Genomic DNA, 23,917 nt, shown 5'->3' on the forward strand with positions numbered 1-23,917 from the left:
TGCAGCCGAATTCACCTATTCTTCCGGGAGTACCGCCATGTCTGTAGACCTGCCTGCCCGCCTGCGCTCGTCCGTGACGCCGGACGACGGAATCCTCGAAGGCCCGCGCGTGCTGCGCCGGCTTTCCGGCGCCGAAACTCCGTACGAGCTGTTCACCCTGCGCCCGCTCGGACGGGTGATCGGCGCTGAAATATCCGGAGTGGACCTCGGCGCGCCGGTGCCGCCGCCGTTGCGCGCCGAGCTGAACCGCGCGCTGCTGGAGTGGAAGGTGCTGTTCTTCCGCGACCAGCACATCACCTCTGAACAGCAGCGCGCGTTCGCCGCGAACTGGGGCGAGCTGGAAACGAACCCGTTCATCCCGCGGGGAGATTCCGATCAGGTCGTGCGGTTCACCCGCACCGCCGGGATGCCCGGGTACGAAAACATCTGGCACACCGACGTCACCTGGCGGCCGAATCCGGCGCTCGGTTCGGTGCTGCGGCTGGTCGAGGTCCCGCCGATCGGCGGAGACACGATGTGGGCCGACATGGCCGCCGCCTACGACAACCTGCCCGCCGACGTCCGCGAGCGGATCGACGGCCTGACCGCGGTACACGACTTCATCCCCGGTTTCGACCGGTTCACCGACCCGGATCTGCTGGCCCAGTGGCAGGACGCGTACCCGCCGGTCGAACACCCGGTGGTGCGGACCCATCCGGAGACCGGACGGCGGACGTTGTTCGTGAACCAGGCGTTCACCACGCACATCGTCGGCCTCGACCGCGCCGAAAGCGACCGGCTGCTGCGGTATTTGTTCCTGCAAGCGCACACGCCGGAGTTCCAGGTGCGGTTCCGCTGGGAGCCGGATTCGGTGGCGTTCTGGGACAACCGCGCGACCCAGCACTACGCGGTCAACGACTACCACCCGCACGTCCGGATCGCGGAGCGCGTCGCGATCGTCGGGGATCGGCCGTACTGATCAGCGGATGACTCCGGTGAGGACGGTGTCGACAAGTCGTTCGAAGTAGGCGTCGTCGGCGGATTTCGCTCGGATCAGAGTGTGGAACCACAGGTTTCCGCCGAGCAGATCCATGATCATCTCCGCATCCGCGGCGTCGGCTAGTTCGCCTCGGTCTCGGGCGCGGTCGAAGACGGCCTGCTCGCGGTCGAGGCGATCGGCGAAAAAGCGTCCGGCTGCCTCGGCGGTGGCGGGACGGTCGGGCAGCGCGGAGACGACGGCCGTGATGACGCGCCGGTTCGCGGGATCGGACAGCAGGCAGTGGATCTGCTTCGCCAGTGCGAGGAGGTCGCCGCGCAGGGAGCCGGTGTCGGGGATGGCGAAGGCCAGTTCCGGGGCCTGGACCAGGGCATCGGCGAGGACCTCGTCCTTGGTCGCCCACGTGCGGTAGATCGTCGTTTTGTGCACTCCGGCCTGCGCTGCGACCGCTTCGATCGTCAGTGCGTCGTAACCGCGTTCGGCCAGCAGCGAGAGGGTCGCGGAGAAGATGGCGTCCGCCTTGCGCGGACGGGAGGCAGTCCGGTCCATGGCCCGATCCTAGCTCGGTTTGCAACGGTGCGTTGCATTCGGTAGACCAGTGGTATGCAACGCTCCGTTGCAAACTGGGCGAAGGGTGGAGACATGAGCGAAGTACTGCCGGTGGTTTTCGTGCACGGCATCCGGCTGTCCGGGGCGTGCTGGCAGCAGCAAAAACGCCTGGCGCGCGGTCGAGTGGCCGCGCCGGACCTGCCGGGGCACGGGATGCGGCGCGGGGAAAAGTTCACGCTCGACGGCGCGGTCGTCGCGGTCGTCGACGCCATCGATGAGGTGGGCGGACGGGCGGTCCTGGTCGGGCATTCGCTCGGCGGCTACGTTTCGATCGCGACCGCGGCCCGGCATCCGGAGCGGGTCGCTTCCCTGGTGGGAGCTGGATGTTCGCTCGTGCCGAGTTCGGTGCTGCGCGGCAGTTTCCGGTTCGCCCGGCGTAGCTTGGCGACGACTGCTGACGACGGTGCGTCCTTCAGCGCGTGGCTGCTCCGCCGCGTTCTCCCCGAGGAAGTCGCTGAGCCGGTCGTCGCTGCGGGAATCGCTTCCGAAGTCATCCCCGACGTGATGGCGGCTGGGATGGATCCGCTGGCCGACCTCGCGCGGTACCCGGGGCGGGTACTTCTGCTCAACGGCCGCCACGACCACTTCCGCCTTGGCGAACGCCGATTCTTGGCTGCCTGCCAGGACGGAGCGCTGCAGATCGTGCCGGGGGCCGGTCATTACCTGCCGCTCACCCACGGAGAAACGTGTGCGCGCGTGGTGGACGGCGTCGCGTCGGCTCTCGTCAGCGGATAGTGCTCACGAGTGGCGAGGCAGGCCGCCTTCCTCCCCCTCCCGCGCTCCCCCGCGCGGTCAAGGCGGCGCCTCGCCACTCGCGAGGCTTCCCCGGGGCAAATCCGTGGAGCCGCGGTCGCGGGCGAAGCGGAAAGTCCCGCGCCCGCGGCTGTTTTCCCGGGTGGTGGCACCCGCGCACTCGACGACGGTCAACCCCCACGTGACCGTGTCGCCTCCCCCTGCGAGGTGCTACCCGTGAGCTCGAAAGTGGTCCAGGCCACAGTTTCCGTGCTCATCGGTAAGGTACTCCCGCCCGGTACCGGTCGACCCCGGGCTTGACCTGCATTTAAGGCAGATGCGCCGTCCGGGTGACGGCGGGATGGGCGGTCTAGCCGCGAAGTCCTTCGACGGTCGCGAAGCCATCACTGACCGTCACGTTCGTGCCGCGCCGCGCGGAGAGGTCTACCAGCCGCCGCAGCGCGTCGTCGGCGTCCGTTCCCGTCAACGGTACGCATTCGTTGTCTTCGTCGCGGCGGATCGGCACCAATTCGACCCGCATCTGCTCGCCGACGACGCAACCGGCGAGCAGGCCGTCGCGGTGCCGGTCGCGCATGGCGGGCCAGTCGAAGACGAGGTTGCCCAGGCTGTAGAGGATCGGGCAGCCGCGGTAGACCTCGACCGGCTGCACGGTGTGCGGTCCGTGTCCGACGACCAGGTCGGCGCCGGCGTCGATGATCGCGTGCGCGTAGGTCACCTGGTACTCGGTCAGTTCTTCGCCGGGGATGCCCCAATGCATCGACACCACGACGTGGTCGGCCTCGGCGCGGGCGCGGCGGATGTCGGCGAGCAGCAGCTCCAGGTCGCGGCGGACCGGCGTGGTGTGCACGATCGGCGGGCGGCCGGGAACGTCCAGGACGCGCGGATCCGGTTGGTACGACGTGTAAGCGCCCGCCGCGGCGACGCCCGGCGAGTCTTCCGTCGCTTCCTGTCCGACCGGCCAGCACAGCGAGGTGTAGGCGAGGAACGCGATCCGGCCGCCGGGCCGTTCGAGGATCGCCGGCGCGTGCGCTTCGGCGAGGTTCGCGCCCGCGCCGCAATGCGCGATTCCGGCGCGGTCCAGCACGGTGAGGCTCGCCATCGCCGCGGCAGGCGGGTAAGTGACGTTGTTGGCCACCGACACGACGTCGATCTCGGCGGCGGTCAGCGCGGCGACCATCTCCGGCGGCGAGTGCCGCCAGTTCGGCTTGTGCGGGATGTCCATGCCGGTCGAGCCGGACAGCGGTCCCTCGAGATTCACGAACCGCACATCGGCACCGGTGAGCAGCGAGGTCAACGGGTGGAACGCCGTTTCCGGGTTCGCGCGGCCCTGCAGGTTGACGTCTCCGCCGAGTACGAGCGTGATCATTGCGTCAACCCGTCCAAAGGAGGAATTCCCTCCAGCTCGTTACGAATCGTTGCCCTTTCGTCTTCCTCTGCTTCGCTTGTTCGGGGGACGATGCCTCGACCGTTGACATGCAGAGGGGACTCAGGGTGACCATATCCCGTCGTCCCGCCGGGGGCCGCAGCGCCGGTGGGGCAAGACTGACCAGAGGCGCGGTTGCCGTCTCCGCCGCTGCTCTCGTGCTCGGCGGGCTGGCTGCGCCCGCTTCGGCGACCCCCAGCGCGGACGCCCTGATCGCCGAGGTCTACGGCGGCGGCGGCAATTCCGGCGCCACGCTGACCAACGACTTCATCGAGCTGGCCAACCACGGCGGTGCGCCGGTCGCGCTCGATGGCTACAGCGTCCAGTACCTGCCCGGTTCGGCGAGCGCGTCGAGCAAGTGGCAGGTCACGCCGCTCGCCGGGTCCGTCGCGCCGAAGGGCCGCTACCTCGTCGCGGAGGGGAAGGGCAACGGTGGCACGGTCGCCCTGCCGACGCCCGACGCGACCGGGGCCATCGCGATGTCCGCGACCGCCGGGACCGTCGCGCTCGTGTCCGACAGCGCGCCGCTGACCTGCAAGACCGCCGCCGACTGCGCGGCGGACAGCCGGGTCAAGGACCTCGTCGGCTTCGGCGATGCCGTTGTCCGCGAAGGGGATCCGGCTGCCGCGCCGTCCAACACGACCTCGGTCGCGCGCGCGGCGACGCTCGCTGACACCGACAACAACAGCGCGGACTTCACTGTCGGCGACCCGACGCCCACCAACACCAAGGGCGAGACCACCGGCACGCAGCCGGGCGAGCCGGGTGTTCCGGCGAAGATCCACGACATCCAGGGCACCACGCGGATTTCGCCGTTCAAGGACAAGCAGGTCGAGGACGTCACCGGCGTCGTCACCGCGGTGCGCAGCTTCGGCTCGGCGCGCGGGTTCTGGATGACCGACCCGCACCCGGACAGCGATCCGCGCACCAGCGAGGGCCTGTTCGTGTTCACCGGATCGACCACGCCGGACGTGGCGGTCGGCGACGCGATCACCGCGCAGGGCAAGGTCAAGGAGTACTACCCGGACGCGCCCGCGACCTCGAACTACCAGTCGCTGACCGAGCTGACCAGTGCACAGTGGACAGTCGACTCTTCGGGCAACCCGCTGCCCGCCCCGACCGTGCTGACTCCGGACCAGGTGCCGGATGTGCTGGCCCCCAACGCGGGCGGCAACATCGAATCGCTGCCGCTCGAGCCGTCGAAGTACGCGCTGGACTTCTGGGAATCGCACGAAAGCGAGATCGTCCAGGTTTCTGACGCACGGGTGGTGGGCCCGAGCAACAAGTACGGCGAGCTGTACGTGACCACGAAGCCGCAGCAGAACCCGACGCCGCGCGGCGGGACGGTGTACCTCGGGTACGACAAGATCAACACCGGTGTGCTGAAGGTCCAGTCGATCATTCCGTCCTCACAGCAGGCGGCTCCGAAGGTCAACACTGGCGACGTGCTCACCGGCGTCACCTCCGGTCCGGTGGAGTACAGCAACTTCGGCGGCTATACGCTGTTCGCGTCGAAGCTGGGTGCGGCGAAGGACAACAAGCTGCAGCGGGAAACCACGCGCAAGCAGCGTCCGGGCGAGCTTTCGGTGGCGACGTACAACGTCGAGAACCTCGCACCGTCCGATTCGGACACCAAGTACGCGCAGCTCGCACACGGCATCGTCGACAACCTCGCGACGCCGGACATCGTTACGCTGGAGGAAATCCAGGACAACAGCGGCGCGACCGACGACGGCACGGTCGATGCGGACGAGACGCTGAAGAAGTTCACCGACGCGATCGTCGCCGCCGGCGGCCCGCAGTACCAGTGGCGGCAGATCAACCCGGTGAACGACCAGGACGGCGGACAACCGGGCGGCAACATCCGGGTCGGCTTCCTGTTCAACCCGTCGCGAGTGTCCTTTGTGGATCGCCCCGGTGGCAGCCCGACTTCTTCGGTGGGCGTGGTTTCCGACCACGGCAAGGCACACCTGACGCAGTCGCCGGGCCGGGTCGACCCTGGCAACGAGGCGTGGGAGGACAGCCGCAAGCCGCTGGCAGGCGAGTTCGTGTTCCGCGGCCGGACGGTTTTCGTGCTGGCCAACCACTTCAACTCCAAGGGCGGCGACCAGCCGACGCATGGCCGCTACCAGCCGCCGACGCGCGGTTCCGAGGTGCAGCGGCAGAAGCAGGCGACGGTTCTGCAGGGTTTCGTGGCGCAGCTGCTCGGCGCGGACCCGCGGGCGAACGTCGTGGTGGCTGGTGACTTGAACGACTATCAGTTCTCGCCCGCGCTGGCGAAGCTGACCTCGGGCGGGTTGTTGAAGGACCTGATCGCGACGCTGCCTCCGGCGGAGCGGTACAGCTATGTGTTCGAGGGGCAGTCGCAGGTGTTGGACCACATCCTGGCTTCTGCTGCTCCGCGTGGTGTCGATTACGACGTGGTGCATGTGAATGCTGAGTTCGCGGATCAGGCCAGTGACCATGATCCGCAGGTGGTCCGGTTCCGGCCTTCGGCGGGGAATCCGTTCGCGGACTTCGCGAATGACGTGCTCGACCAGCTAGACCGCTTCCTGCACCGTACGGCGTAACTAGTTGTCCGTGAGGGGAACCCCAAGGGACTCTGATTCCCTCAGGGTTCCCCTCACGGCTTAACGCTTCGCGCGCCAGCCGAGCCCCAGCACCGCCTGGACCAGCTCCTGGTAGCTCGGCTTGACCTCTTCCAAATACCGGTCCAAATACTGCGGCCGAGCCGTAGTAACCGGCTGCGGATCGTCCAGTGCCTCAACGAAATTCAGCCGCGAAACATTGTGCAGCGCCATCTTCCACCACCGGCTCGCGCGCTCGCGGGTCTTCTCTTCCCGATCCTGCGCGGCGACCACTGCGGCTTGGGCGTCGGACAGCTGGCGTTCGATTTCATCCGCCCGCGCCAGTTCCCACGCGCGCAGGCTGTCCGCCGAACCGCGGGCCAAGCCGACGATTTCCTTGTACCGCATGGCGGGGCTGGTGGTTCCCTCGGTCACGGCGTGCCTCCCGCGGTCGGCTCGGTTTCCGGGCGCTGAAACGGGATGATGACTTCCGGCGCCCCGTGCGTGGTGCGGTCGAAGAACAAGGCCCGGCCCGGTCGCGGCGACCAATGCACAACCTGGCCCGCGGCGAACGGCGACAGATCGTTGCCCTGGACGTCCAGCGCGGCCCAGGTCCCGATGTCGTCCGTGCCGCCGAAGCCGAGGGTGTCCTTGAGCCGCGCGATGCTGCGCCACCAGCCGATGGTGTGGACGCCGTGCGCGGGGCCGTTCTTGAGCAGCAAACGCAGGTGGTCGAGGCCGCTCTTCAGCTGGCCGACGGCCTTTGCCTCCAAAGAAGGCAACGCGGCGTCCACTCCGTACAGCAGCAGGACGCGCGGCGTCGTCGTGGAAAGCGATGCGACGATCGATTCCAGCTCGGTGGAGAGGTCTTCGGTGAGCGTCGCGAGGTGACCCTCGGCCTCCAGCCGGCTCTTCAGATCCAAGACCGCTGGCGAACTGGCCACGATCGGGCAGTGGAGCAGGAATTCGACCTGCCCGAGTTCCAGTTGCCGGGAAAGCGATCGGGCGGCGGAGTCCATAATGGACAGCGCCTCCGCGGTCGCGCCGCCGAGCACCGCGATGTTTCGGCCGGGTACTCGAGGCAGTTCGACACCGCACGCGGCCTCGGTGACGTCGATCGACTGACCCAGGATCGCCCTCGGCTGAGGACTTGGCTTGAGCTCCACGAACGTCGGGAACTGTTCCAGCACCGGCGAATGCGCACCGTCGAACAGGCGTGGCCGGGAGAAGCGGCCAGCATAGAGTTCCCACAGTTTTTGCTGAAGGTTCACGAAAACGTTGCGAGTGCTTGAATCCGGCACGTGCGCGAGCTGGTTCCCGTGCGCGACACCGGAATCGTGGTTGATCACCGCGTGCCACTTGGGTGCGGAAACAGCCGCGTTGTTCGTCTCCGCGAGCACCCGGCGCGCCTTCGGCATGGCGATGCGCAGCGTGCACTGTTCGAACACCGCGGGTTTGCCCCAGAAGGCTTCGATGCCTGCGACGTCTTGGCTGGCCAGCACCAGGTGAATGCCCTGCGAACGTCCGCGTCGGGCGATGTCTTCCAGTAACTGCGTGGCTTGCGCGGTGACCTGGTCACGTCCGGCGAAGAGGTACTGGAATTCGTCGATCACCGCGACGATCCGCGGCCAGTGTCCGCTCGGATCCTGTTCGCGCAGGTCAGCCAGGTTGGTGACCTCATGCTCCTTGGCGGCGGCAGAGCGGCGACGGAGTTCGTCGGCGAGGAAACGCAGCAGTGCCAACCCGAATTCGCGGTCGGTGTTGACGTTGACGCCGACCAGTTTCGCGTGGGGCAGCCAGCTGGAGTCCTTGCGACCGGGCGCGAGACCGGCGAACGAGACGCCTTCCTTGAAGTCCAGCAGGTACAACGCCAGCTCGTCGGGCGTGTAGCGCGCGGCGAGACTTCCCAGCAGCGCGTACAGGAAGTTCGTTTTCCCCGAACCGCTCGGGCCGCCGATGAGCGCGTGCGGACTCGCGTCGCCGATCACCACCTCGACGGCTTCGCCCTCGTGGAACCCGATCGGCGCGCGCAGTTCCCGCGCGGAACTTTCCTTGCCGATCTCGGTCGGCATCAGGTCGGCGAACGACCTGGGCCCGCCTTGTCGAGAGATCAGTGCTTCGGCGATGCGGTTCGCCGCGCGGATGACCTGCCCGGACGGCATCGGCGGATCCAGGTCCACGACCAGGTCGCTGCCGGTCATGCTGCTGACCGCGCGGCGTTCGTCCAGCAGGCTGAGCGTTTCGATCGACGCGCTCACCGCGGTGGGCACGTCCACCAGGATCAGGCAGATCCCGGCCGCGAGCGCGCCGCTGGCCACGCGTTTGAGGTCGCGCGCGCGCTCCGCGTCGAGGGTTTCGCCGTTGCCGTACAGCACCGCGATCCGGTACGGCTCCAATCGCTGGTTGGTGGCTTTTCGCAGTTCCCGCAACGAGGTGTGGCCCGCTTGCATGCCGGTGGCGTGGATCCGGCGGATGTGCCCGGCGAGTTCGTCGAGCAGATCCTCCAGCCGCGTCGGGTCGTACAGCGACAGCGCGCTCGTGCGGCTGAGCGGGTACAGGTCCGGGAGGATCGCGGTGAGCTGGCCGACGTCCCACAGGTGGATTTTCACCGCGCCGGGCTCGAACGCCGACAGCACGCGCATCAGCAGGCCCTGCACGATTCCGTCCACCACCGGCCGGGTTTTCGGCGCGGACGTGATGGCCAGGTGCGATTCGTCCAGCAGCGGCACGGCGACGTCGAAGGTGCGCGAGATGTCGCGCCCGGCCGCGGTGGCCGAACCGACCCGCCACAACCCCGGCGCGGTGACGCCGGAATTCGTGCCGACGCGGCCGAGCCATTCGCTCGGCGGCCGCCCGGCCGGGCCCGGCGCGTGCGCGGCGACGAGGTCGCGCAGTTCGCCGGGACCGGCGCTCCAGTCGGTGTAGAAGGCGGTGCGGGTGCCGCCGAGCGCGGCGAACACCTCGTGCGCGGCCGGATGCCGCGCCCACTCCGTCTGCTGGGCCGGATCGGCGTGGTCCATGCCGACCCGGACGATCTCCTGTTCCAGCGTCAGCCGCGCCACCTCGGCCTCGGCCATTTCGCGCGCGCCGACCGCGGCCCCGAGCACGAGCCCGATCTGGTGCCGGACCCGGTCGAGAGCGGTTTGCACACGGTTGCGTTGCTCGGCTGACTTGCTGGCCATCTCATCCCTACAGGCGTGACTGGTATCCGCCCACTAAATCGTCGGCGGCGGCTAAACGGGTGAGGAGGTGTTCGAGCGCCTCGTCGGCCTGCGCCAATTGGCCCGGCAGCCACGGATCTGCCTTGGCCTGCGCGTCGACGAGTGCGCGCCGGGCGTCGCCGAGCAGAGCCTTCGCCCGCTCGGCATGCGCCCGTCCGTCGCCGACCCCCGCTCGCGCGGCGGTGAGCAACTGGTGGATTTCGGCGAGCCCCGACATCGGCGTTAAAGCCGCGCCGAGTAGGAATCGGCCGACGAGATGCCGGCCTGGATGGTGCTCTGCATGCCGGTGATGCCTTGCAGCGCTTCGGCGAGCAGGCCGTGCGCCTGGTTCACCTCGTGCTGGCTGCTGCCCTGGGTGGCTTGGGACAGCGACAGCTGTGCTTCTTCGAGTGCCTGCGCTGCCTGCTGCAGCGCGGCGATGCTCGCGGACGCCTTCTCGTTCGCGAGCGCGATACCAGCGCGGATCTCTTCCACTCCGGCCATGGGGGCGGGCTCCTCGGTGCGTCGTGGGCTGAAACGACCACATACAAACTTAGCGTGATCAGGTGTCTTCGGTAAGTAAGTGGGAACGGGAGAATCGACAAAGCCCCGGACGCGGTCGGCAGTCCGGGGCCAGTCGGGCGTCGGCTTCTCGAGTGCGCACGCGGGGCCCGAAACCCGCGTTTCAGCCTTCTGACCTGCGGGTTCTCGGTGTGTGTGCGACGGCCAACGCCCAGGTCAAAACGGTATTCGTGACACCGGGAAACCTCTCCGGACGGCTGCGATGAAGTCTGCGGCGAAGCCTAGCGGGTAGGACCGTTCGGCCGATCCCAGCCCCTGCCCCGATTGCGGACAGCGACGGCCCGTTCCCCGGTTCAGCGAGCCCCGGCCGGATTCGGGTCGTCGCCGAGGTAAGTGCCGTAACCGTCGACGACGAGCGGACCGTCGAAGACCAGGACCTCGTTGACCAGTCCGCCCTTCTGGTTGCGGTAGTTGATGACGAGCGCGCCGAGCCCGACGTAGACGCCGACGACCTCGAAGCGGAGATCGGGAATCCGGCGCAGCCCTTCGGCCCAGTACGCGCGCAGCGCCGCCTTGCCGCGGATCACGCCGTCGCCGCCGATCACCTGGACCGCGACCGGGGACCGGAACGTCACGTCGTCGGCGAAGTGGGCCATCAGTGCGTCGAGATCGTGGGCGTTCCAAGCCTGTGCCCAGCGGTCGGCGAACTCTTGAGCTGCGCTGTGGTTCATGAACGAATTCTGCCAGCGTCCGAGGGGTGGGATTGTGCGGAGCTTCCTCATCGCATGGCCTCCACGATCGGCCACACGCTCGTGGAGGGAGTGCGCTCATGCGGATGGCTGTCCGCTGGGCAGCCGGACTTGGCCCGGGCGACTGCGGACTCGACCCCCACGGCGTAGTCGTCGAACCGCACTCCGTCCTTGCGGTAGGTCGGCACGTGCTTCTTCAGCTTTCGCTCCACCTCCTGGTAGCGGGTCATCGGCGTTTGGCAGTCTTCAAAGTGCAGCAGCAGCCAGTATTCGAAACAAGGGTTAGAAACCGCGAGTTTGACCCCCAGCTTCTTTGCGCTTGCTACGGCCCCTGGAAGCGGGAAATGATCGACGTCGACCACGCACCAAACCTCGTCGTAATCGTTCTCGCTGCGCACTCTCGCAGCGTACCGGACAAGGGTTTCCGGATCGCCTTTCTTTCCCTTGACGACTACTTTCACTGCCGGGTTGCGAAACCATCTGCGCATCCCGTTGAAGTAGCTCGGCTCAGTTTCTTCACCGCCGCAGACGAGTAAGATCAGGGATCTTTGTTGTCGGTGTGGAGTCTTCCGCTGACGAGAATTAAGTCTGTTCGTCATCTGTTGCGCACCGCGTCCGTGAAGCTTGCTGAATCGAGGACGGGGACCGCTCCGTAGCTGCCGCCGAGGTAGCGCCGTTCAGTGTTTTGACCGTCTCGCGGCTTGAAATCGGTGAGCGGGAAGAGGGCGCTTGCTCCACTTGTGTCTTTTTCCACAAACCAGATCGAATCGCGCGGAAGTATCTCTTCGCCGGTCGTTCGTCCTAATAGGCTGGAATCATGCGTGGTGAAGATCAGCTGGGCGTCGTGCTGGTTTGTGTCCGGGTTCCGGAACAGCTTGATCAGTTCTGCGGTCAGCAAGGGGTGCAGGCTGGTGTCGATTTCGTCCACGGCAACGACGCACCCCTCTTCTAGTGCATCGAGCACTATCGGGAGCAGGGTGAGCCAAGACCGCGTTCCGGCGGATTCTTCGTCAAGTTCAAGCTCTGTGCTCTCCGTTCCATGAAGGAACTTGAGATCCTGGCTGCTTTCGGATGCGCGGTGGATAGCAGCACCCAGTTGAATCTCCGCATGTTGCAAAGCAAGCTGCAATCGTTTCCGGCTTGCGTTTGAATTTCTTTTATTCAACTGCACGATCAGGTGCTCTTTTTCTGCCCTGGCTTGACTGACTTGTTCGGCCAGTAGTAAGTCGTCGGGCTCGGAGATTGTAAGCCCGGTGATGCCCACGTCGGCGGCGGCAAGGAGGGAAAGAAATTTATCCAGCATTGTTGGATTGCGAGTGCGGAGCCGAAGTACTTGTTCGGCGAGTTTGCGCTTGCTGGCGAGGCTTCCCAGCGTCATTCGCATTCGAAGCTGAGAGCGGAACCACTGGTAAACCGGTATCCATTCGGCAATTCGAACTTGAGCACAGGCGCTGAGGAACAGCGAGTTTGACCGGGTGATTTCTTCCAGGAGTTCCAGCCTGGATTTGAGATCGCGCGCCAGAGTGGTGCCGAACTTGATTTCCGAGCGATCGCGTTCGAAGAGCACCCTTCGGCGCTTCTCCGGAAATGAGTACAGCCACTCTTCCTGGATCTCGTCGTCGTTCACCGAGAAGCCGTAGGCATAAGGGATTCCTTCGACGACGATCTCTGCGGAGAAGAGGGTCGGCTCAGCGCTGGCGTCTGCGCGAAGCCGGAAAGGCTTCCGCGGAACACCTCCCTCGGCATCCCAGGTCGCGAAAGACTGAATCACGGCCTGCTGCATGAAGCTGAGCCCGTCCAGGAGGCTCGATTTTCCGGAGGCGTTCGCCCCGTAGACCGCGGTCACCGGCACAACTGGACGTGCGTCACCCGGCTTGGCTGGCATCAGCAGGAGTTCTTGCTCGCGGTCGAAGGACCGATGGTTGGCTAGGCGAAAGCTCCGTAGCACCGCTAGCCTCCTCTCCATGGCAGCTTCAGGGGAATATCAGCCATTTAACCGTACAAACTAAGCTGAAGCAGTGGTGTGGTGAAGTCTGGTGATCGCACCGGTCTTATGGGCGGACCTGCGGAGAGGCAGCCTCGGGGGTTAGCCGGCAGAGGCGCTGGCCGACGTCGGGTCTCCGTGGAGCATTTGGTGGCTCTTAACCGTGCTGCGGCTGGTGAGTGGGACCTGAGCCGGACTCGTCTACGGATTCCTTCCGGGACGCCGGGAGCGAGCATGGAAACGACGAAGGTCCCAGCCTCTGCGAAGCCGGGACCTTCGTGGTGTTGCAGCGGAGGATACAGGATTCGAACCTGCGAGGGCGTGAACCCAACACGCTTTCCAAGCGTGCGCCTTAGGCCGCTCGGCCAATCCTCCGTGGGGAAGAATACCGGATGGCCCTCTCGCCTTCCGCAGGTGGTCCGACCTGCGCGAACCGGTTCAGGCCGGGACGACGTCGGCGACCACGATGGTGATGTTGTCCGGGCCGCCGCCCTCGTTGGCGAGTGCGATGAGGCGCGGGACGATTTCCTCCGGGGTGCCGTCGGCGAGGACGTCCAGGATGGCCGGTTCGCTGGCGCCCGCGGTGAGGCCGTCGGAGCAGAGCAGGTAGCGGTCGCCGGCTTGCGGGGTGAATTCCCAGACGTCCGGTTCGGCCGAGCCGGTGCTCAGGAGTGCCTTCATCAGCATCGAGCCGCGCGGGTGGTGGTCGGCGTCGGCGGCGCTGATGGTGCCGTCTTCGACCAGGGCCTGTGCCAGGGTGTGGTCGCGCGTGATGCGCTGCAGTTCGCCGTCGCGCAGGAGGTAGCCGCGGGAGTCGCCGACGTGGGCCGCGGCGAAGTGGGTGCCGTCGAACAGCAGGGTGGTGAGGGTGGTGCCCATGCCTTGGGTGGCGGGGGTTTCCTCGGCCACCTGGGCGAGCTGTCCGGCGATCCGGTGGACGCCGTCGGAGAGCAGGTTCGACAGGTTGTGCGCGGTGAGGTCCAGCGTGCGCAGTTCCGCGTCGAGCGAGGCCAGCACGCTGACCGCGGTCGAGCTCGCCACTTCGCCGTGCGGCTGGCCGCCGATGCCGTCGGCCACCACGAGCATCCGCCCGCTGGCGTACACGGAGTCCTCGTTGTTGGTGCGTCGTCGCCCTTGGTCCGATCCCGCGGAGTAGCGCAGGGTGAACCGGGTCTGCTCGGTGGCCATGCCCCCATGAAACCATTGGTTGACTGAGTTAACAAGCAAAACGATGGAAACCGCTGTCGTCGGCTATCGTGCTCGTCATGGCAGACGACGCGGCGGTGAGTGCGGCCGACATCGCGCGCCTGGCGGGCGTGCGCCGGGCGGCGGTGAGCAACTGGCGGCGGCGCCACGACGATTTTCCCAAACCCGTAGGCGGCACGGCGTCCAGCCCGCTGTTTTCGCTGCCGGAGGTCCAGGCGTGGCTGCGCGGGCGCGGCCGTCCGTTCGAGCTCGCGCCGATTGACGAGGCGTGGCAACGGCTGCGCGCGCTCGGAGACGACCTCGACCTCGGCGCGCGGCTGGCGGCGGTCGGCGAGTATCTCGCGGACGATGCCGAAGGACCCGATGATGCGGAGTTGCTGGCGCTGACCTCCCAGCTCGCCTCGAGCGAAGGCGCGGCGGAGACGTTCGAGCAGCTCTGCGATCGCTTCTTCGAGGCTCACGCCCGTCGGCTCTCCACCACACCGACCGCGTACGCCGACCTGATGGTGCGGCTGACCGGCGCGAAGGGGGCCACGGTGCTCGACCCGGCGTGCGGGTTCGGGTCGTTGTTGCTGGCCGCCGCGGCGACCCGGGCGCGGGGGCAGGACGTCGACCCGGACACCGCGCGGATCGCTGGCATCCGGTTGCGGCTGCACGGTGCGGACACCGAGGTGCACGCCGCGGACGCGTTGCGCGCGGACGCTTTCGCCGATCGGCTGGCTGACGTCGTCCTGTGCGATCCGCCGTTCAACGAGCGCGGCTGGGGGCATGAGGAACTCGTCGGCGACGCGCGCTGGGAGTACGGCTTGCCGCCGCGCGGCGAGTCGGAGCTGGCGTGGGTGCAGCACTGCCTGGCGCACGTGAAGCCTGGCGGCGCGGTCGCGGTGCTGATGCCGGGGGCGGCGGCCGGGCGGCGGAGCGGGAAGCGCATCCGGGCGAATCTGCTGCGCGCCGGCGCGTTGCGTGCGGTGTGCACGCTCGCGGCCGGCACGGATCTTTGGCTGCTCACGCGGCCGGAGCCGGAACAGCGCGCGCCGGCGACCGTGCTGATCGCCGACACCACCGCGGAGAACGTCGAGCAGGTGTGGCTGGACTTTCTGGCTGATCCGGATACCGGCGAACGCATCATCGACGTGCTCGACGACGACGTCGACCTCACGCCGTCGGGTCGCCCGGGAGAGAGTGACTCGGGCGAGGCTTTCCTTGCCGCGCAACGGCTTTTCGGGCAGATCGGGATCGAGCTGCCCAAGCTGGAACCGGCTTCCGGCGAACCGGCGCACACGACCGTCGGCGAGCTGGTGAAGGCCGGCGCGCTGCGGATCACGCACGCGCCGCCGCGGACCGCCGACGGCGACGAACCCGTGCTGACCACCGACGACGTCCTCCTCGGCGGCCCGCCGACCGGGCACGCCGCGCCCGATCCGGCGGCGGTTTTCGCCCACGAAGGCGATGTGGTCGCGTCGGTCACCGGCGCGGTGATCGTCCACAGTGGAGCTCCGGTGCGGCTCGGGCCCGCGCTTTCCCGTTATCGCGTGGATCCGGAGCTGCTCGACGCGCAGTTCCTCGCCGGCTGCCTGCGCGCCGCGGACTTCCCGGTGCACAGCGCGTCGACCCGGATCGACGCGCGCCGGTTGAAGGTGCCGCGGCATCCGCTCGAAACGCAGCGTGCGTACGGCGTCGCTTTCCGCGCGCTCGCGGACTTCGACCGGGCGCTGCGGCAAACCGCGGAAATCGGCCGCGACCTGGTGCGGCTAGGCTTTGCCGCACTCGCCGAAGGACGGCTGAAGCCCGGTGGCGGGTGAGCGCTGTGAGGGGGCCCATGCTGATCGCGGACCGCTACGAGGTCGACGATCTGCCGCTCGGGCGGGGCGGCATGGGTTCGGTGCACCGCGGGCTCGACCGGCGGCTGGGCCGGCACGTCGCGATCAAGCTGCTGCGGCTGCCCGGCGGCGACGAAGAGCTGGAAGAACGCTTCGCGCGCGAAGCGCGGATCCTCGCGACGCTCGACCATCCCGGCGCGCCCACGCTGTACGACTTCGGCGCGCATGACGACCGGCTGTTCCAGGTCATGCAGTTCGTCGAAGGCGTGACGCTGGACGATCTGCTCGCCGAACACGGCCCGCTGCCGGTGTCGTGGGCAGCGGCGATCGCGGCGCAAGCGGCCGCAGTGCTGTCGGCGGCGCACGCGCGCGCGGTCTGTCACCGTGACCTCAAGCCAGCCAACCTGATGCTCTGTCCGGACGGCAGTGTGAAGGTGATGGACTTCGGGCTCGCTGTGTTGCGCGAAGCCGACACCGCTCGCTTCACGCGCGCGGGACAGCTGCTGGGTACGCCGTCGTACATGGCTCCGGAGCAGATCCAACGTGGGCACGCGGAGCCGCGAAGCGACCTGTACGCGCTCGGTTGCGTGCTGCACGAGATGCTGACTGGCCGTCCGGTCTTCACCGGGCCCACGGCGTACGCGGTGTTCGACAAGCAGGTGAAGGAAACAGCGCCGGTCGTTCCTGGCGTACCGCGGGAGTTGAACGCGCTTCTCGCCGCGACGCTCGCGAAGGATCCTTCGGTGCGACCGTCTGGGGCGGAAGTGCTGTACGCGCATCTCGTGCCTTTCGCGCGGGACTTGCCACCGTTGCCGGGATTCCTGCACCCGGCAACGGTGCTGAGCCCTTCGCGGATGTACGCGCGCATGGTGGGGCTTAGCGGCCAGAGTTGATGCCCGTGGGCGTCTGGTCCGAGAGCGGCAGACCGAGCTTCTGGATGCGCTGGTAGGTAAAGGCGTTCTGTACGGCGATGCTGACGCCTAACGTGAGCATGATCGTCGAAGATGACACGGTGGTGCTGACGCCGAGCGCGGCTCCGATGAAGGAGAAGCCGACGCGTACGCCGATGGTGGTGAGCCAGAGCACCAGCGTGAGCGGAGTGCCCTTCACGAACGTCGTGCCTTCGCGAGCACTGAGCGTCGTAGTGGCGCTTCGCAGCGCGCCCAGTACCGCAAGGAGCAAGATGTCGACGCCCAGCAGCAAGAGTTCCTTTGTGGTCACGTTGTGCACGGCGGTGTTGGCGGTGTACACGCCGACCACCATCAGGATGACCGGCATGACCAGCAGCCGCTTACGGGTGAGCAGCGTGCCTCGCAGCTGGCGGTAGACGACGCGGTACAGAACGAGCGCGACGATCACGACATAAATGACAATGGTGAGCGGGTCGAAGTGCACGGTGGTCCCTCGCGGACGTGGTCGGCTTCGCCCGGCCGGCGGCGGGTGCCGGGAGGCTGCCCGGCGTGCTTCCAGCCTCGCCGGGATAGGTGCGGTTTTCGTCGGCGTACGGGCTGGTGCCGGGTGGATCCGCGCCTCAACCCGGGGGTGGAGACGCCGGATCGTGACCATTGCCGAGCAACCACGTGGGGGTGATGGTCGTCTATTCGGGTGATACGGGTCCTACCGAATGTGACCCGACCGAACGCGGGGGTACCGGATCGTGAAAAGGGTTCTGGTGGGGATGGCGGCGCTGGCCGCGGCTTTCGGGCTCGTGGCGTGCTCCGGCGGCACGGCCGGGTCGGCTTCCGGCGGCGGGGCGGTTCCCGCGGCGGCGAGCGTGCCCACCTCGTCGGCTAGCGCGCCGGCCAGCAGTTCCGCCCCGGCGAGCAGCAGCAGCCCGGCGAGCACCAGCGCGACTCCGACGCCGAAGCCGACTCCGAAGCCCGCGCCCAAGCCGCAGCCGAAGGCCGACCCGGAGCCGAGCGCCGACGTTCCGTGTGCGGCGGCCGCCGCCGCTTCCGGCACCAGCGCCTGTGTCGACATTTCCGGGCACCGCGCCTGGCTGCTGCAGGACGGCAAGGTCATCTACGGCCCCGTCTCGATGCTGCCCGGGCGCAAGGGCCACGCGACCCCGACCGGCACGTTCCACGTGCTGTCCAAGGAAAAGCTGCACCTGAGCAAGCAGTTCGACAACGCGCCGATGCCGAACTCGGTCTTCTTCTACCCGGGCGACGCGTTCCACACCGGCAGCCTGAAGGTGTACTCGCACGGCTGCATCCACCTGTCGGCGACCTCGTCGCTGCGGTTCTTCAACACCCTGCACGTCGGCGACGTGGTCCAGGTTGTGCCCTGACCCAGAGCGTCACGGTCGGATAAATATCACCCGATAGAGGCAACTTCATCCCCCTTCTGAGCGATTACCGAAACGCTCAGAAAGGGGGCCATGGATGGCCTGGCGCAAGCTCCGTTCCCTGCTCGTGGCCGCACTCGCGGCGGTAGCGGTTCCGATCGCGGTCGCCCCGGCGGCAGCTGCCGACACTCCGGCGCTGCCGCCGGGGTTCGTCTTGCGGGACCTGCCCACCGGGCTCGGACAGTACGAGTTCACCGACTTCGCCTGGCTGCCCGACGACAGCGTGCTGGCGCTCGGCAAGTCCGGCGTCGTCAACTGGGTCCCGGCCGCGGGTGCCGGCGCGCCGCAGCGCATCGCGACCTTCCCGGTCGAGACACAGGGCGACATGGGCCTCACGAGCATCGCGCTCGCGCCGGACTACGCCACTTCGCACCAGATCTACCTGAACCGCTCGGTGTCGCTGGGCAACGGTCAGTACACGCTGCGCGCCGCCAAGTTCACTGTGCAGGTCGACGGCGACGGCCATCCCTCCGGACTGACCGGCGAGCAGGTGATTTTCGACCTGCCCGGCAGCCCGTATTACATCCACGGCCTCGACACCGTTTACCCCGCGCCGGACGGCACGCTCTGGTATTCCGTCGGCGACAACGGCGACGCGGGCAAGACCAACCCGGTCGCGTTCGCCGCGCAGGACCTCGATTCGCCGTTCGGCAAGATCCTGCACCTCACCGCGGACGGCAAGGGCGTGCCGAGCAACCCGTACTACAACGCTGCCGCGCCGGATTCCGCTCGCAGCAAGGTGTTCGCGAGCGGTTTCCGCAATCCGTTCCGGTTCAGCCTCGACCCGAAGAGCGGTCTGCCGGTGGTCGGCGACGTCGGCTGGTACACCTGGGAAGAGCTGGACGTCGTGCAGCCTGGCGCGAATCTCGCTTGGCCTTGCTACGAGGGGAACCATCCCACGCCGGGTTATTCGACTGACGCGCGTTGTGCTTCGGTCGTGAACACTCCGCCGTTGTGGGACTACCAGCATGGCACCGGTCCCGCGCAGGGCAACAGTGTCACTGGCGGGATTGTGTATGGGGGCACTACTTATCCGGCTGCTTACCAGGGTGCGTACTTCTTCGGGGACTACGCGGGGCAGAAGATCTGGACGCTGCGGTACGACGCTCAGGGCAAGCTCACGCAGGCTCCCGCGAGTCCGGCTCCGTTCCAGAATGTCGGTGGGGTTACTCGGATTTCCGCCGCGCCTAACGGGGATATCGTCTTCAGCGACCTGAACTCCGGGGTGCTTCGGCGGTTGAGCTACTCGACGAACAACGCTCCGCCGGTGGCTAAGGCCACTTCTTCGACGGATCCGGATACTCGTACGGTTTCCTTTGACGCCAGCGGTTCTACTGATGCTGACGGGGATCCGCTCACTTATGCCTGGGACTTCGGCGACGGCAGTACTGGTGCTGGGGTTCAGGTCAGTCATCAGTACGGTGATGGTGCTTCGTTCACTGCGACCTTGACGGTGTCGGATCCGCTTGGCGGGGTTGGGACGGCGAAGATTGCTGTCGCGCCTGGTAATCACTCGCCGGTGTTGACTTTGACCGGGCCGGACAAGACTTTTGCGGTGGGTGAGCCGGTTTCGTTGTCTGCCGCGGCTACGGACGTTGAGGATGGGGCGCTTCCGGTTACGTGGACGTCGTTGATTCGGCAGTGTCCAGACCTTGGTGCCTGCCACGTACATCCCGGTGATGGGGCGACTGGGCCTACGTTGACGGTGCCGTTTACTGATCACACCGACTCTCGGATGGAGTTCACCGCGACTGTTACCGATAGCGCGGGCGTGCAGGCCAGCAAGACGTATGTCGCTTACCCGCGCCAGCATCGGTTGACGTTGGTGGGGACGCAGCCTGCCGCGTTGAGTATTCCGAGTGAGGGCGGCGTCAGCAGTGCGATGGTCACAGAGGGTGCGACGTTTGATGTGACCGCGGCGTTGGTCGGCACTGACGGGGTCTCCAAGTTCACTGGTTGGCAGGGCGGTCCGGCTACCTCTTCGTGGTCGATCACCGTTGGGCCTGGTGATATGACGCTTACCGCCAACTATGTGACGGCGATTGATCAGCGGTATGCGGCTGAGCCTGGGTTGCGGAGTTTGCTTGGCGCGCCAACGGGTCCTGAGGTTGTTGATGGGCCGGTGCGGTATCGGGTTTACGCGAATGGCCGGTTGTACTGGTCCGCGGCTACCGGGGTGCATGAGATAGGCGGGCAGATTCTGGCTCGGTACCTCGCGATCGGCGGGCATCAGGTTTACGGGCCGCCGGTTACTGATGAGACTCGTACCCCGGATGGGGTTGGGCGGTATAACCATTTGATTGGCACGCCTGGTAGTCAGGCTGCTTCTATTTACTGGACGGCTTCTACTGGTGCGCATTCAATCCAGGGGCAGATTCGGGCCAAGTGGGCTGCGCTTGGGTGGGAGCGTGGGGTTGGGTATCCGACCACCGATGAGTCTGGGACTCCCGACGGGATTGGGCGGTATAACCACTTCACCGGTGGGTCGGTCTATTGGACGCCTTCCGGTGGGGCGCATCAGATTGGCGGGGCGATCCGGGACAAGTGGGCTTCGCTGGGGTGGGAGCGGGGGCTTGGTTACCCGACTACAGATGAGTCCGGGACGCCGGATGGTGTGGGGCGGTATAACCACTTCACTGGTGGGTCTATCTACTGGACGCCGTCTACTGGGGCGCATCAGATCGGTGGGCCTATTCGGGACAAGTGGGCCTCGCTCGGCTGGGAGCGCGGGATGGGGTATCCGACTACCGATGAAACCGGTACTCCTAACGGGATCGCACGGTACAACCACTTCACCGGCGGTGGCTCGATTTACTGGAGTGCGGGGACCGGGGCGCACATGGTGCAGGGGGAGATCCGCAAGCGGTGGGCCGCGCTTGGGTGGGAGAATGGGTATTTGAGGTTGCCTACTTCGGACGAGTATCCGATTAGCGGCGGTGCTCGCAGTGATTTCCAGGGTGGTTATGTTGTTTACCGGAACGGGGCTGCGGTGGATTATCGGTGGTGAGTTCCGGTCGTCTTCGGTTTAGGGGCCGTGGTTGCGTGGGGGCACCCCGAAGCTGATTGTGACTACGCGCGGCGGGGGCTTGTCAAGGCGGGAAAGATGCCTTGACAAGTCCCCGCCGCACGTGTTTTTGGCTTCGTATCGGGGTGCGGGGGGGCGGCTGCTGTGATGGTGGCTGGGTTCGTTGGCTGCGGTGGGGTGGGTGGTTGGGGCTGGTTCGGTTGAGCGCAGGCCGTCGTGGGCCCCGTGCCCGGGAACGGAAGCGGGACCACAAGACGCGGCCGCATGGCGACAAATCGGGTATTTCGGCACCGTTTTCGTCCTTTGTGGACGGTCGACAGACGTGGGCTGCGCGGCTTAAGGCCCTTGCGTTGGAATCCGCGTCCGTGAGGGGACCCCTGAGGGAATCAGAGTCCGTGAAGGTTCCCCTCACGGACTGCGGCGGGCGTGAGGGAAAACTCAGGCCAGATCAGCGGGGCGGATACCAGTGGAGGCTAGCGGCAGGCCCAGCGCCACTCGTTCGGTCAGCCAACTGCTCGGGCGGTAACGAGGATCGCCGGTGGCGCGCAGGAGACCATTCAGGATTCGGAGGACCTTCTCCGGGCCAACCAGATCGCCCCATTCCAGCGGGCCTCGGGGATAGCCCAGGCCAAGGCGTACGGCGGTGTCGATGTCCGCGGGTGCCGCCAGGCCCTGGTCGGCGATGTAGCAGGCCGTGTTGATGATCGAAGCCAGAAGGCGTTGGGCGATGGGAGCGGCGGCGTCGCGGACCACCGTTACCGGGGTGCCGGTCGCGGCCAGCGCTCCCCAGGCGGCGCGGCCGTAGTGGGGGTCCAGTCCAGGATGGACAGACATGGTGAAGCGCGATTCGTAGCCAAGGGCGTCGATTCCGCAGACGCGTGGGGCGGGCAGTTCCAACTGCCGGGCAGCCTCCACAGTGGACTCTCCGCGCAGGGTCACCAGGAGAACCGTGTCGGGGTAGGCGTCTGGGACGACGTCGACGCCTGCTGCGGACAGGAGGCGGCCGAGGCGTTCGTCGGCGGCGTAGACCGGCATGGTCGGCGCGGGCGGGGCGGTGGCCTCCGCGGGGAGTTCTTGTTTTCCGTCGGTGTAGCGGTAGAAGCCTTCGCCGGTTTTGCGGCCGAAGAGTCCGGCGGCGACGCGCGGGCGGGTGAGCCACGACGGGCGCAGGCGGGGTTCTGCGTGGAAGCCGCTCCAGATGCTTTCCAGTACTGCGTGCGAGACGTCCAGGCCAGTCAGGTCCAGCAGTTCGAACGGGCCCAGCTTGAGGCCGAGGACGTCGCGCGCGATGCGGTCGATCTCGGCGGGGGAAGCGAGAGACTCCGAAAGAATCTGCAGGGCTTCGGTGTTCAGGCCGCGGCCCGCGTGGTTGACGAGGAAGCCGGGGGCGTCCTTCGCCAGTACGGGTTCGTGGCCCCAGCCGCGGACCAGTTCGAGTGCTTCGCCGGGCAGCCAGTCGGCGGTGCGGGCACCGGGGATGACCTCGACCAGGCGCATCAGCGGGACTGGGTTGAAAAAGTGCAGACCGATCATGCGCGCGGGGTCAGTGATCCCGGCGGCGATTTCGGTGACGGACAGCGAGCTGGTGTTGGTCGCGAAGATGGTGTCCGGGCCACAGACCTTCTCGAGACCGGCGAAGAGGGTTTGCTTCGTTTCCAGGTCTTCGCGGACGGCTTCGATCACCAAATCCACACCCTCGGCGGGCGCGAGCGGGCCGTCGACCGGGACCAGGCGGTCCTTCGCCGCGCGGCCGGCGTCCTCGGCCAGTTTGCCCTTGGCTACCAGCCGGTCGACCATCGCGCTGACGTGCTCGATCGCCGCGTTCACCGCGTCCGGTGCCACGTCCGCGAGTTCCACGGTGGCTCCGCCGGTCGCGGCGAGCTGGACGATGCCTCGTCCCATCACGCCGGTGCCGATCACCCGGATCCTGCCGGCCCGTCCGGCCCATCCCGTCACGTCGAACCCGCCTTTCGCTCTTGCGCCACGGCGAACTTACCCCGGACTACAGACCGACGAAGTCCGCCATCTGCCCGATGAGGTGCTCGAAGTACGCGTCGGCGGGGTCGACACTGCCGACGTACTGGCCGAACAGCTCGAAGTTGAGCGCGCCGAACAACTGCGTCCAGGCGCCGATGGCACGCATGACGACCTCGGCGGGCGCGTCGATCTCCAGGATTTGGGTGAGCTGATCGGCCTGCGCGCGCAGCTCTTCCGACATCGGCGCGGTGACCGCGGGTTCGTGCGGATGTGCGTCGCGCAGCACGGCGACCAGTGCGAACGCCACTCGTCCGGCGGGGCCGACGGTGTCCTGGGGAGCTTGGTAGCCGGGGATCGGCGAGCCGTAGATGAGCGCGTACTCGTGCGGGTTCGCGCGGGCCCAATCGCGGGTCGCGCGCCAGATGGCCCGCCAGCGCGTGCGCGGGTCGCCGGCGTGCGGATCGGCCTGTTCGGCGGCCTCGCCGACGGCGTTGTACGCGTCGACGATCAGTGCGGTGAGCAGGTGATCTCGGCTCGGGAAGTACCGGTACAGCGCTGAGGAGACCATCCCGAGCTCACGGGCGACCGCGCGCAGGGAAAGTCCGAGCGCGCCGACCTCGGCCAGCTGGCGGCGGGCCTCGTCCTTGATCTCGCGGGTCAGCTCGGCGCGGACCCGTTCGCGGGCGGTCCGTGGTGCGGCAGTCATGCGATCAGTGTGCCTCGGCTGAGAGCGCTGTGCAAAATCGAGAGCACTGCTCT

20 protein-coding genes and 1 tRNA gene are annotated in these 23,917 nt (G+C 67.2%); 7 read left to right on the top strand and 14 right to left on the bottom strand.

What is annotated here, in order from left to right; translation table 11 throughout:
• Nucleotides 1-37 precede the first annotated feature (37 nt).
• The gene (locus ACFORO_RS15870) at nt 38-958 is read left to right on the top strand and encodes a TauD/TfdA dioxygenase family protein (protein ID WP_377867969.1); all 921 of its coding nucleotides are present in this window, start codon (nt 38-40) and stop codon (nt 956-958) included.
• Here ACFORO_RS15870 and ACFORO_RS15875 read toward each other — a convergent pair whose 3' ends face one another.
• Complete coding sequence (locus ACFORO_RS15875) at nt 959-1,525, bottom strand: TetR/AcrR family transcriptional regulator (RefSeq protein WP_377867968.1); 567 nt, start codon at nt 1,523-1,525, stop codon at nt 959-961.
• 93 nt (nt 1,526-1,618) lie between these two features.
• Here ACFORO_RS15875 and ACFORO_RS15880 point away from each other — a divergent pair, with 93 nt between their 5' ends.
• The gene (locus ACFORO_RS15880) at nt 1,619-2,320 is read left to right on the top strand and encodes an alpha/beta fold hydrolase (protein ID WP_377867967.1); all 702 of its coding nucleotides are present in this window, start codon (nt 1,619-1,621) and stop codon (nt 2,318-2,320) included.
• A gap of 367 nt (nt 2,321-2,687) precedes the next feature.
• Here ACFORO_RS15880 and ACFORO_RS15885 read toward each other — a convergent pair whose 3' ends face one another.
• The gene (locus ACFORO_RS15885) at nt 2,688-3,704 is read right to left on the bottom strand and encodes a CapA family protein (RefSeq protein WP_354748736.1); all 1,017 of its coding nucleotides are present in this window, start codon (nt 3,702-3,704) and stop codon (nt 2,688-2,690) included.
• Nucleotides 3,705-3,829: 125 nt separating this feature from the next.
• Here ACFORO_RS15885 and ACFORO_RS15890 point away from each other — a divergent pair, with 125 nt between their 5' ends.
• Nucleotides 3,830-6,331 (top strand): endonuclease/exonuclease/phosphatase family protein, encoded by a 2,502-nt coding sequence (locus ACFORO_RS15890; RefSeq protein ID WP_377867966.1) that lies wholly within the window; start codon nt 3,830-3,832, stop codon nt 6,329-6,331.
• A 60-nt stretch (nt 6,332-6,391) separates the two neighbouring features.
• Here ACFORO_RS15890 and ACFORO_RS15895 read toward each other — a convergent pair whose 3' ends face one another.
• The 9 genes from ACFORO_RS15895 to ACFORO_RS15935 all read right to left on the bottom strand — a co-directional run bounded on the left by ACFORO_RS15895 (nt 6,392) and on the right by ACFORO_RS15935 (nt 13,971).
• On the bottom strand, nt 6,392-6,763 hold the full coding sequence (locus ACFORO_RS15895; RefSeq protein ID WP_344266039.1) for a hypothetical protein: 372 nt from the start codon (nt 6,761-6,763) through the stop codon (nt 6,392-6,394).
• Nucleotides 6,760-9,510 carry an FtsK/SpoIIIE domain-containing protein gene (locus ACFORO_RS15900; protein ID WP_377896574.1) on the bottom strand — a complete coding sequence of 917 codons (2,751 nt, stop codon included), beginning with the start codon at nt 9,508-9,510 and terminating at the stop codon, nt 6,760-6,762. Before ACFORO_RS15900 ends, ACFORO_RS15895 begins: the two co-directional genes overlap by 4 nt.
• A 7-nt stretch (nt 9,511-9,517) precedes the next feature.
• Nucleotides 9,518-9,766 (bottom strand): hypothetical protein, encoded by a 249-nt coding sequence (locus tag ACFORO_RS15905; protein ID WP_354748730.1) that lies wholly within the window; start codon nt 9,764-9,766, stop codon nt 9,518-9,520.
• Nucleotides 9,767-9,771: 5 nt separating this feature from the next.
• Nucleotides 9,772-10,032, bottom strand: a complete 261-nt coding sequence (locus tag ACFORO_RS15910; RefSeq protein WP_009084635.1) for a hypothetical protein — start codon at nt 10,030-10,032, stop codon at nt 9,772-9,774.
• A 371-nt stretch (nt 10,033-10,403) separates the two neighbouring features.
• A complete protein-coding gene (locus ACFORO_RS15915) occupies nt 10,404-10,781 on the bottom strand; it encodes a YybH family protein (RefSeq protein ID WP_377867964.1) in 378 nt (125 codons plus the stop codon).
• A 47-nt stretch (nt 10,782-10,828) separates the two neighbouring features.
• The gene (locus tag ACFORO_RS15920; RefSeq protein ID WP_377867963.1) at nt 10,829-11,398 is read right to left on the bottom strand and encodes an RloB family protein; all 570 of its coding nucleotides are present in this window, start codon (nt 11,396-11,398) and stop codon (nt 10,829-10,831) included.
• Entirely contained in the window at nt 11,395-12,645 is a 1,251-nt protein-coding gene (locus ACFORO_RS15925) for an AAA family ATPase (protein ID WP_377867962.1), read from the bottom strand. The genes ACFORO_RS15920 and ACFORO_RS15925 overlap by 4 nt, the downstream gene beginning before the upstream one ends.
• A gap of 428 nt (nt 12,646-13,073) precedes the next feature.
• Nucleotides 13,074-13,158 (bottom strand) — tRNA-Ser (locus ACFORO_RS15930).
• Between the two features lie 63 nt (nt 13,159-13,221).
• Nucleotides 13,222-13,971: a PP2C family protein-serine/threonine phosphatase gene (locus ACFORO_RS15935; protein ID WP_354748726.1), complete on the bottom strand. Its 750-nt coding sequence runs from the start codon at nt 13,969-13,971 to the stop codon at nt 13,222-13,224.
• Nucleotides 13,972-14,048: 77 nt separating this feature from the next.
• Here ACFORO_RS15935 and ACFORO_RS15940 point away from each other — a divergent pair, with 77 nt between their 5' ends.
• Together ACFORO_RS15940 and ACFORO_RS15945 are read left to right on the top strand one after the other, a co-directional pair.
• On the top strand, nt 14,049-15,791 hold the full coding sequence (locus ACFORO_RS15940; protein ID WP_377867961.1) for an HsdM family class I SAM-dependent methyltransferase: 1,743 nt from the start codon (nt 14,049-14,051) through the stop codon (nt 15,789-15,791).
• A 17-nt stretch (nt 15,792-15,808) separates the two neighbouring features.
• On the top strand, nt 15,809-16,702 hold the full coding sequence (locus tag ACFORO_RS15945) for a serine/threonine-protein kinase (RefSeq protein WP_377867960.1): 894 nt from the start codon (nt 15,809-15,811) through the stop codon (nt 16,700-16,702).
• Here the strand turns inward: ACFORO_RS15945 and ACFORO_RS15950 are convergent.
• Nucleotides 16,686-17,204 carry a hypothetical protein gene (locus ACFORO_RS15950; RefSeq protein WP_377867959.1) on the bottom strand — a complete coding sequence of 173 codons (519 nt, stop codon included), beginning with the start codon at nt 17,202-17,204 and terminating at the stop codon, nt 16,686-16,688. The genes ACFORO_RS15945 and ACFORO_RS15950 overlap by 17 nt on opposite strands.
• Nucleotides 17,205-17,466: 262 nt before the next feature.
• Here ACFORO_RS15950 and ACFORO_RS15955 point away from each other — a divergent pair, with 262 nt between their 5' ends.
• Together ACFORO_RS15955 and ACFORO_RS15960 are read left to right on the top strand one after the other, a co-directional pair.
• Complete coding sequence (locus ACFORO_RS15955; protein ID WP_377867958.1) at nt 17,467-18,099, top strand: L,D-transpeptidase; 633 nt, start codon at nt 17,467-17,469, stop codon at nt 18,097-18,099.
• A 94-nt stretch (nt 18,100-18,193) separates the two neighbouring features.
• Nucleotides 18,194-21,163 carry a PQQ-dependent sugar dehydrogenase gene (locus tag ACFORO_RS15960; RefSeq protein ID WP_377896575.1) on the top strand — a complete coding sequence of 990 codons (2,970 nt, stop codon included), beginning with the start codon at nt 18,194-18,196 and terminating at the stop codon, nt 21,161-21,163.
• A gap of 456 nt (nt 21,164-21,619) precedes the next feature.
• Here ACFORO_RS15960 and ACFORO_RS15965 read toward each other — a convergent pair whose 3' ends face one another.
• Nucleotides 21,620-23,137, bottom strand: a complete 1,518-nt coding sequence (locus tag ACFORO_RS15965; RefSeq protein WP_377867956.1) for a 3-hydroxyacyl-CoA dehydrogenase — start codon at nt 23,135-23,137, stop codon at nt 21,620-21,622.
• Nucleotides 23,138-23,183: 46 nt separating this feature from the next.
• Nucleotides 23,184-23,864, bottom strand: coding sequence for a TetR/AcrR family transcriptional regulator (locus ACFORO_RS15970; protein ID WP_377867955.1), 681 nt, complete (start codon nt 23,862-23,864; stop codon nt 23,184-23,186).
• Nucleotides 23,865-23,917: the final 53 nt, after the last annotated feature.

The organism is Amycolatopsis halotolerans (assembly GCF_042647905.1).
GTDB lineage: Bacteria > Actinomycetota > Actinomycetes > Mycobacteriales > Pseudonocardiaceae > Amycolatopsis > Amycolatopsis halotolerans.

Coding starts and splice junctions, on each gene's coding strand:
- ACFORO_RS15885 (WP_354748736.1), bottom strand. CDS start 3,704: ATGATCACGCTCGTACTCGGCGGAGACGTCAACCTGCAGGGCCGCGCG.
- ACFORO_RS15945 (WP_377867960.1), top strand. CDS start 15,809: ATGCTGATCGCGGACCGCTACGAGGTCGACGATCTGCCGCTCGGGCGG.
- ACFORO_RS15880 (WP_377867967.1), top strand. CDS start 1,619: ATGAGCGAAGTACTGCCGGTGGTTTTCGTGCACGGCATCCGGCTGTCC.
- ACFORO_RS15900 (WP_377896574.1), bottom strand. CDS start 9,510: ATGGCCAGCAAGTCAGCCGAGCAACGCAACCGTGTGCAAACCGCTCTC.
- ACFORO_RS15940 (WP_377867961.1), top strand. CDS start 14,049: ATGGCAGACGACGCGGCGGTGAGTGCGGCCGACATCGCGCGCCTGGCG.
- ACFORO_RS15875 (WP_377867968.1), bottom strand. CDS start 1,525: ATGGACCGGACTGCCTCCCGTCCGCGCAAGGCGGACGCCATCTTCTCC.
- ACFORO_RS15910 (WP_009084635.1), bottom strand. CDS start 10,032: ATGGCCGGAGTGGAAGAGATCCGCGCTGGTATCGCGCTCGCGAACGAG.
- ACFORO_RS15905 (WP_354748730.1), bottom strand. CDS start 9,766: ATGTCGGGGCTCGCCGAAATCCACCAGTTGCTCACCGCCGCGCGAGCG.
- ACFORO_RS15970 (WP_377867955.1), bottom strand. CDS start 23,864: ATGACTGCCGCACCACGGACCGCCCGCGAACGGGTCCGCGCCGAGCTG.
- ACFORO_RS15935 (WP_354748726.1), bottom strand. CDS start 13,971: ATGGCCACCGAGCAGACCCGGTTCACCCTGCGCTACTCCGCGGGATCG.
- ACFORO_RS15870 (WP_377867969.1), top strand. CDS start 38: ATGTCTGTAGACCTGCCTGCCCGCCTGCGCTCGTCCGTGACGCCGGAC.
- ACFORO_RS15920 (WP_377867963.1), bottom strand. CDS start 11,398: ATGACGAACAGACTTAATTCTCGTCAGCGGAAGACTCCACACCGACAA.
- ACFORO_RS15915 (WP_377867964.1), bottom strand. CDS start 10,781: ATGAACCACAGCGCAGCTCAAGAGTTCGCCGACCGCTGGGCACAGGCT.
- ACFORO_RS15960 (WP_377896575.1), top strand. CDS start 18,194: ATGGCCTGGCGCAAGCTCCGTTCCCTGCTCGTGGCCGCACTCGCGGCG.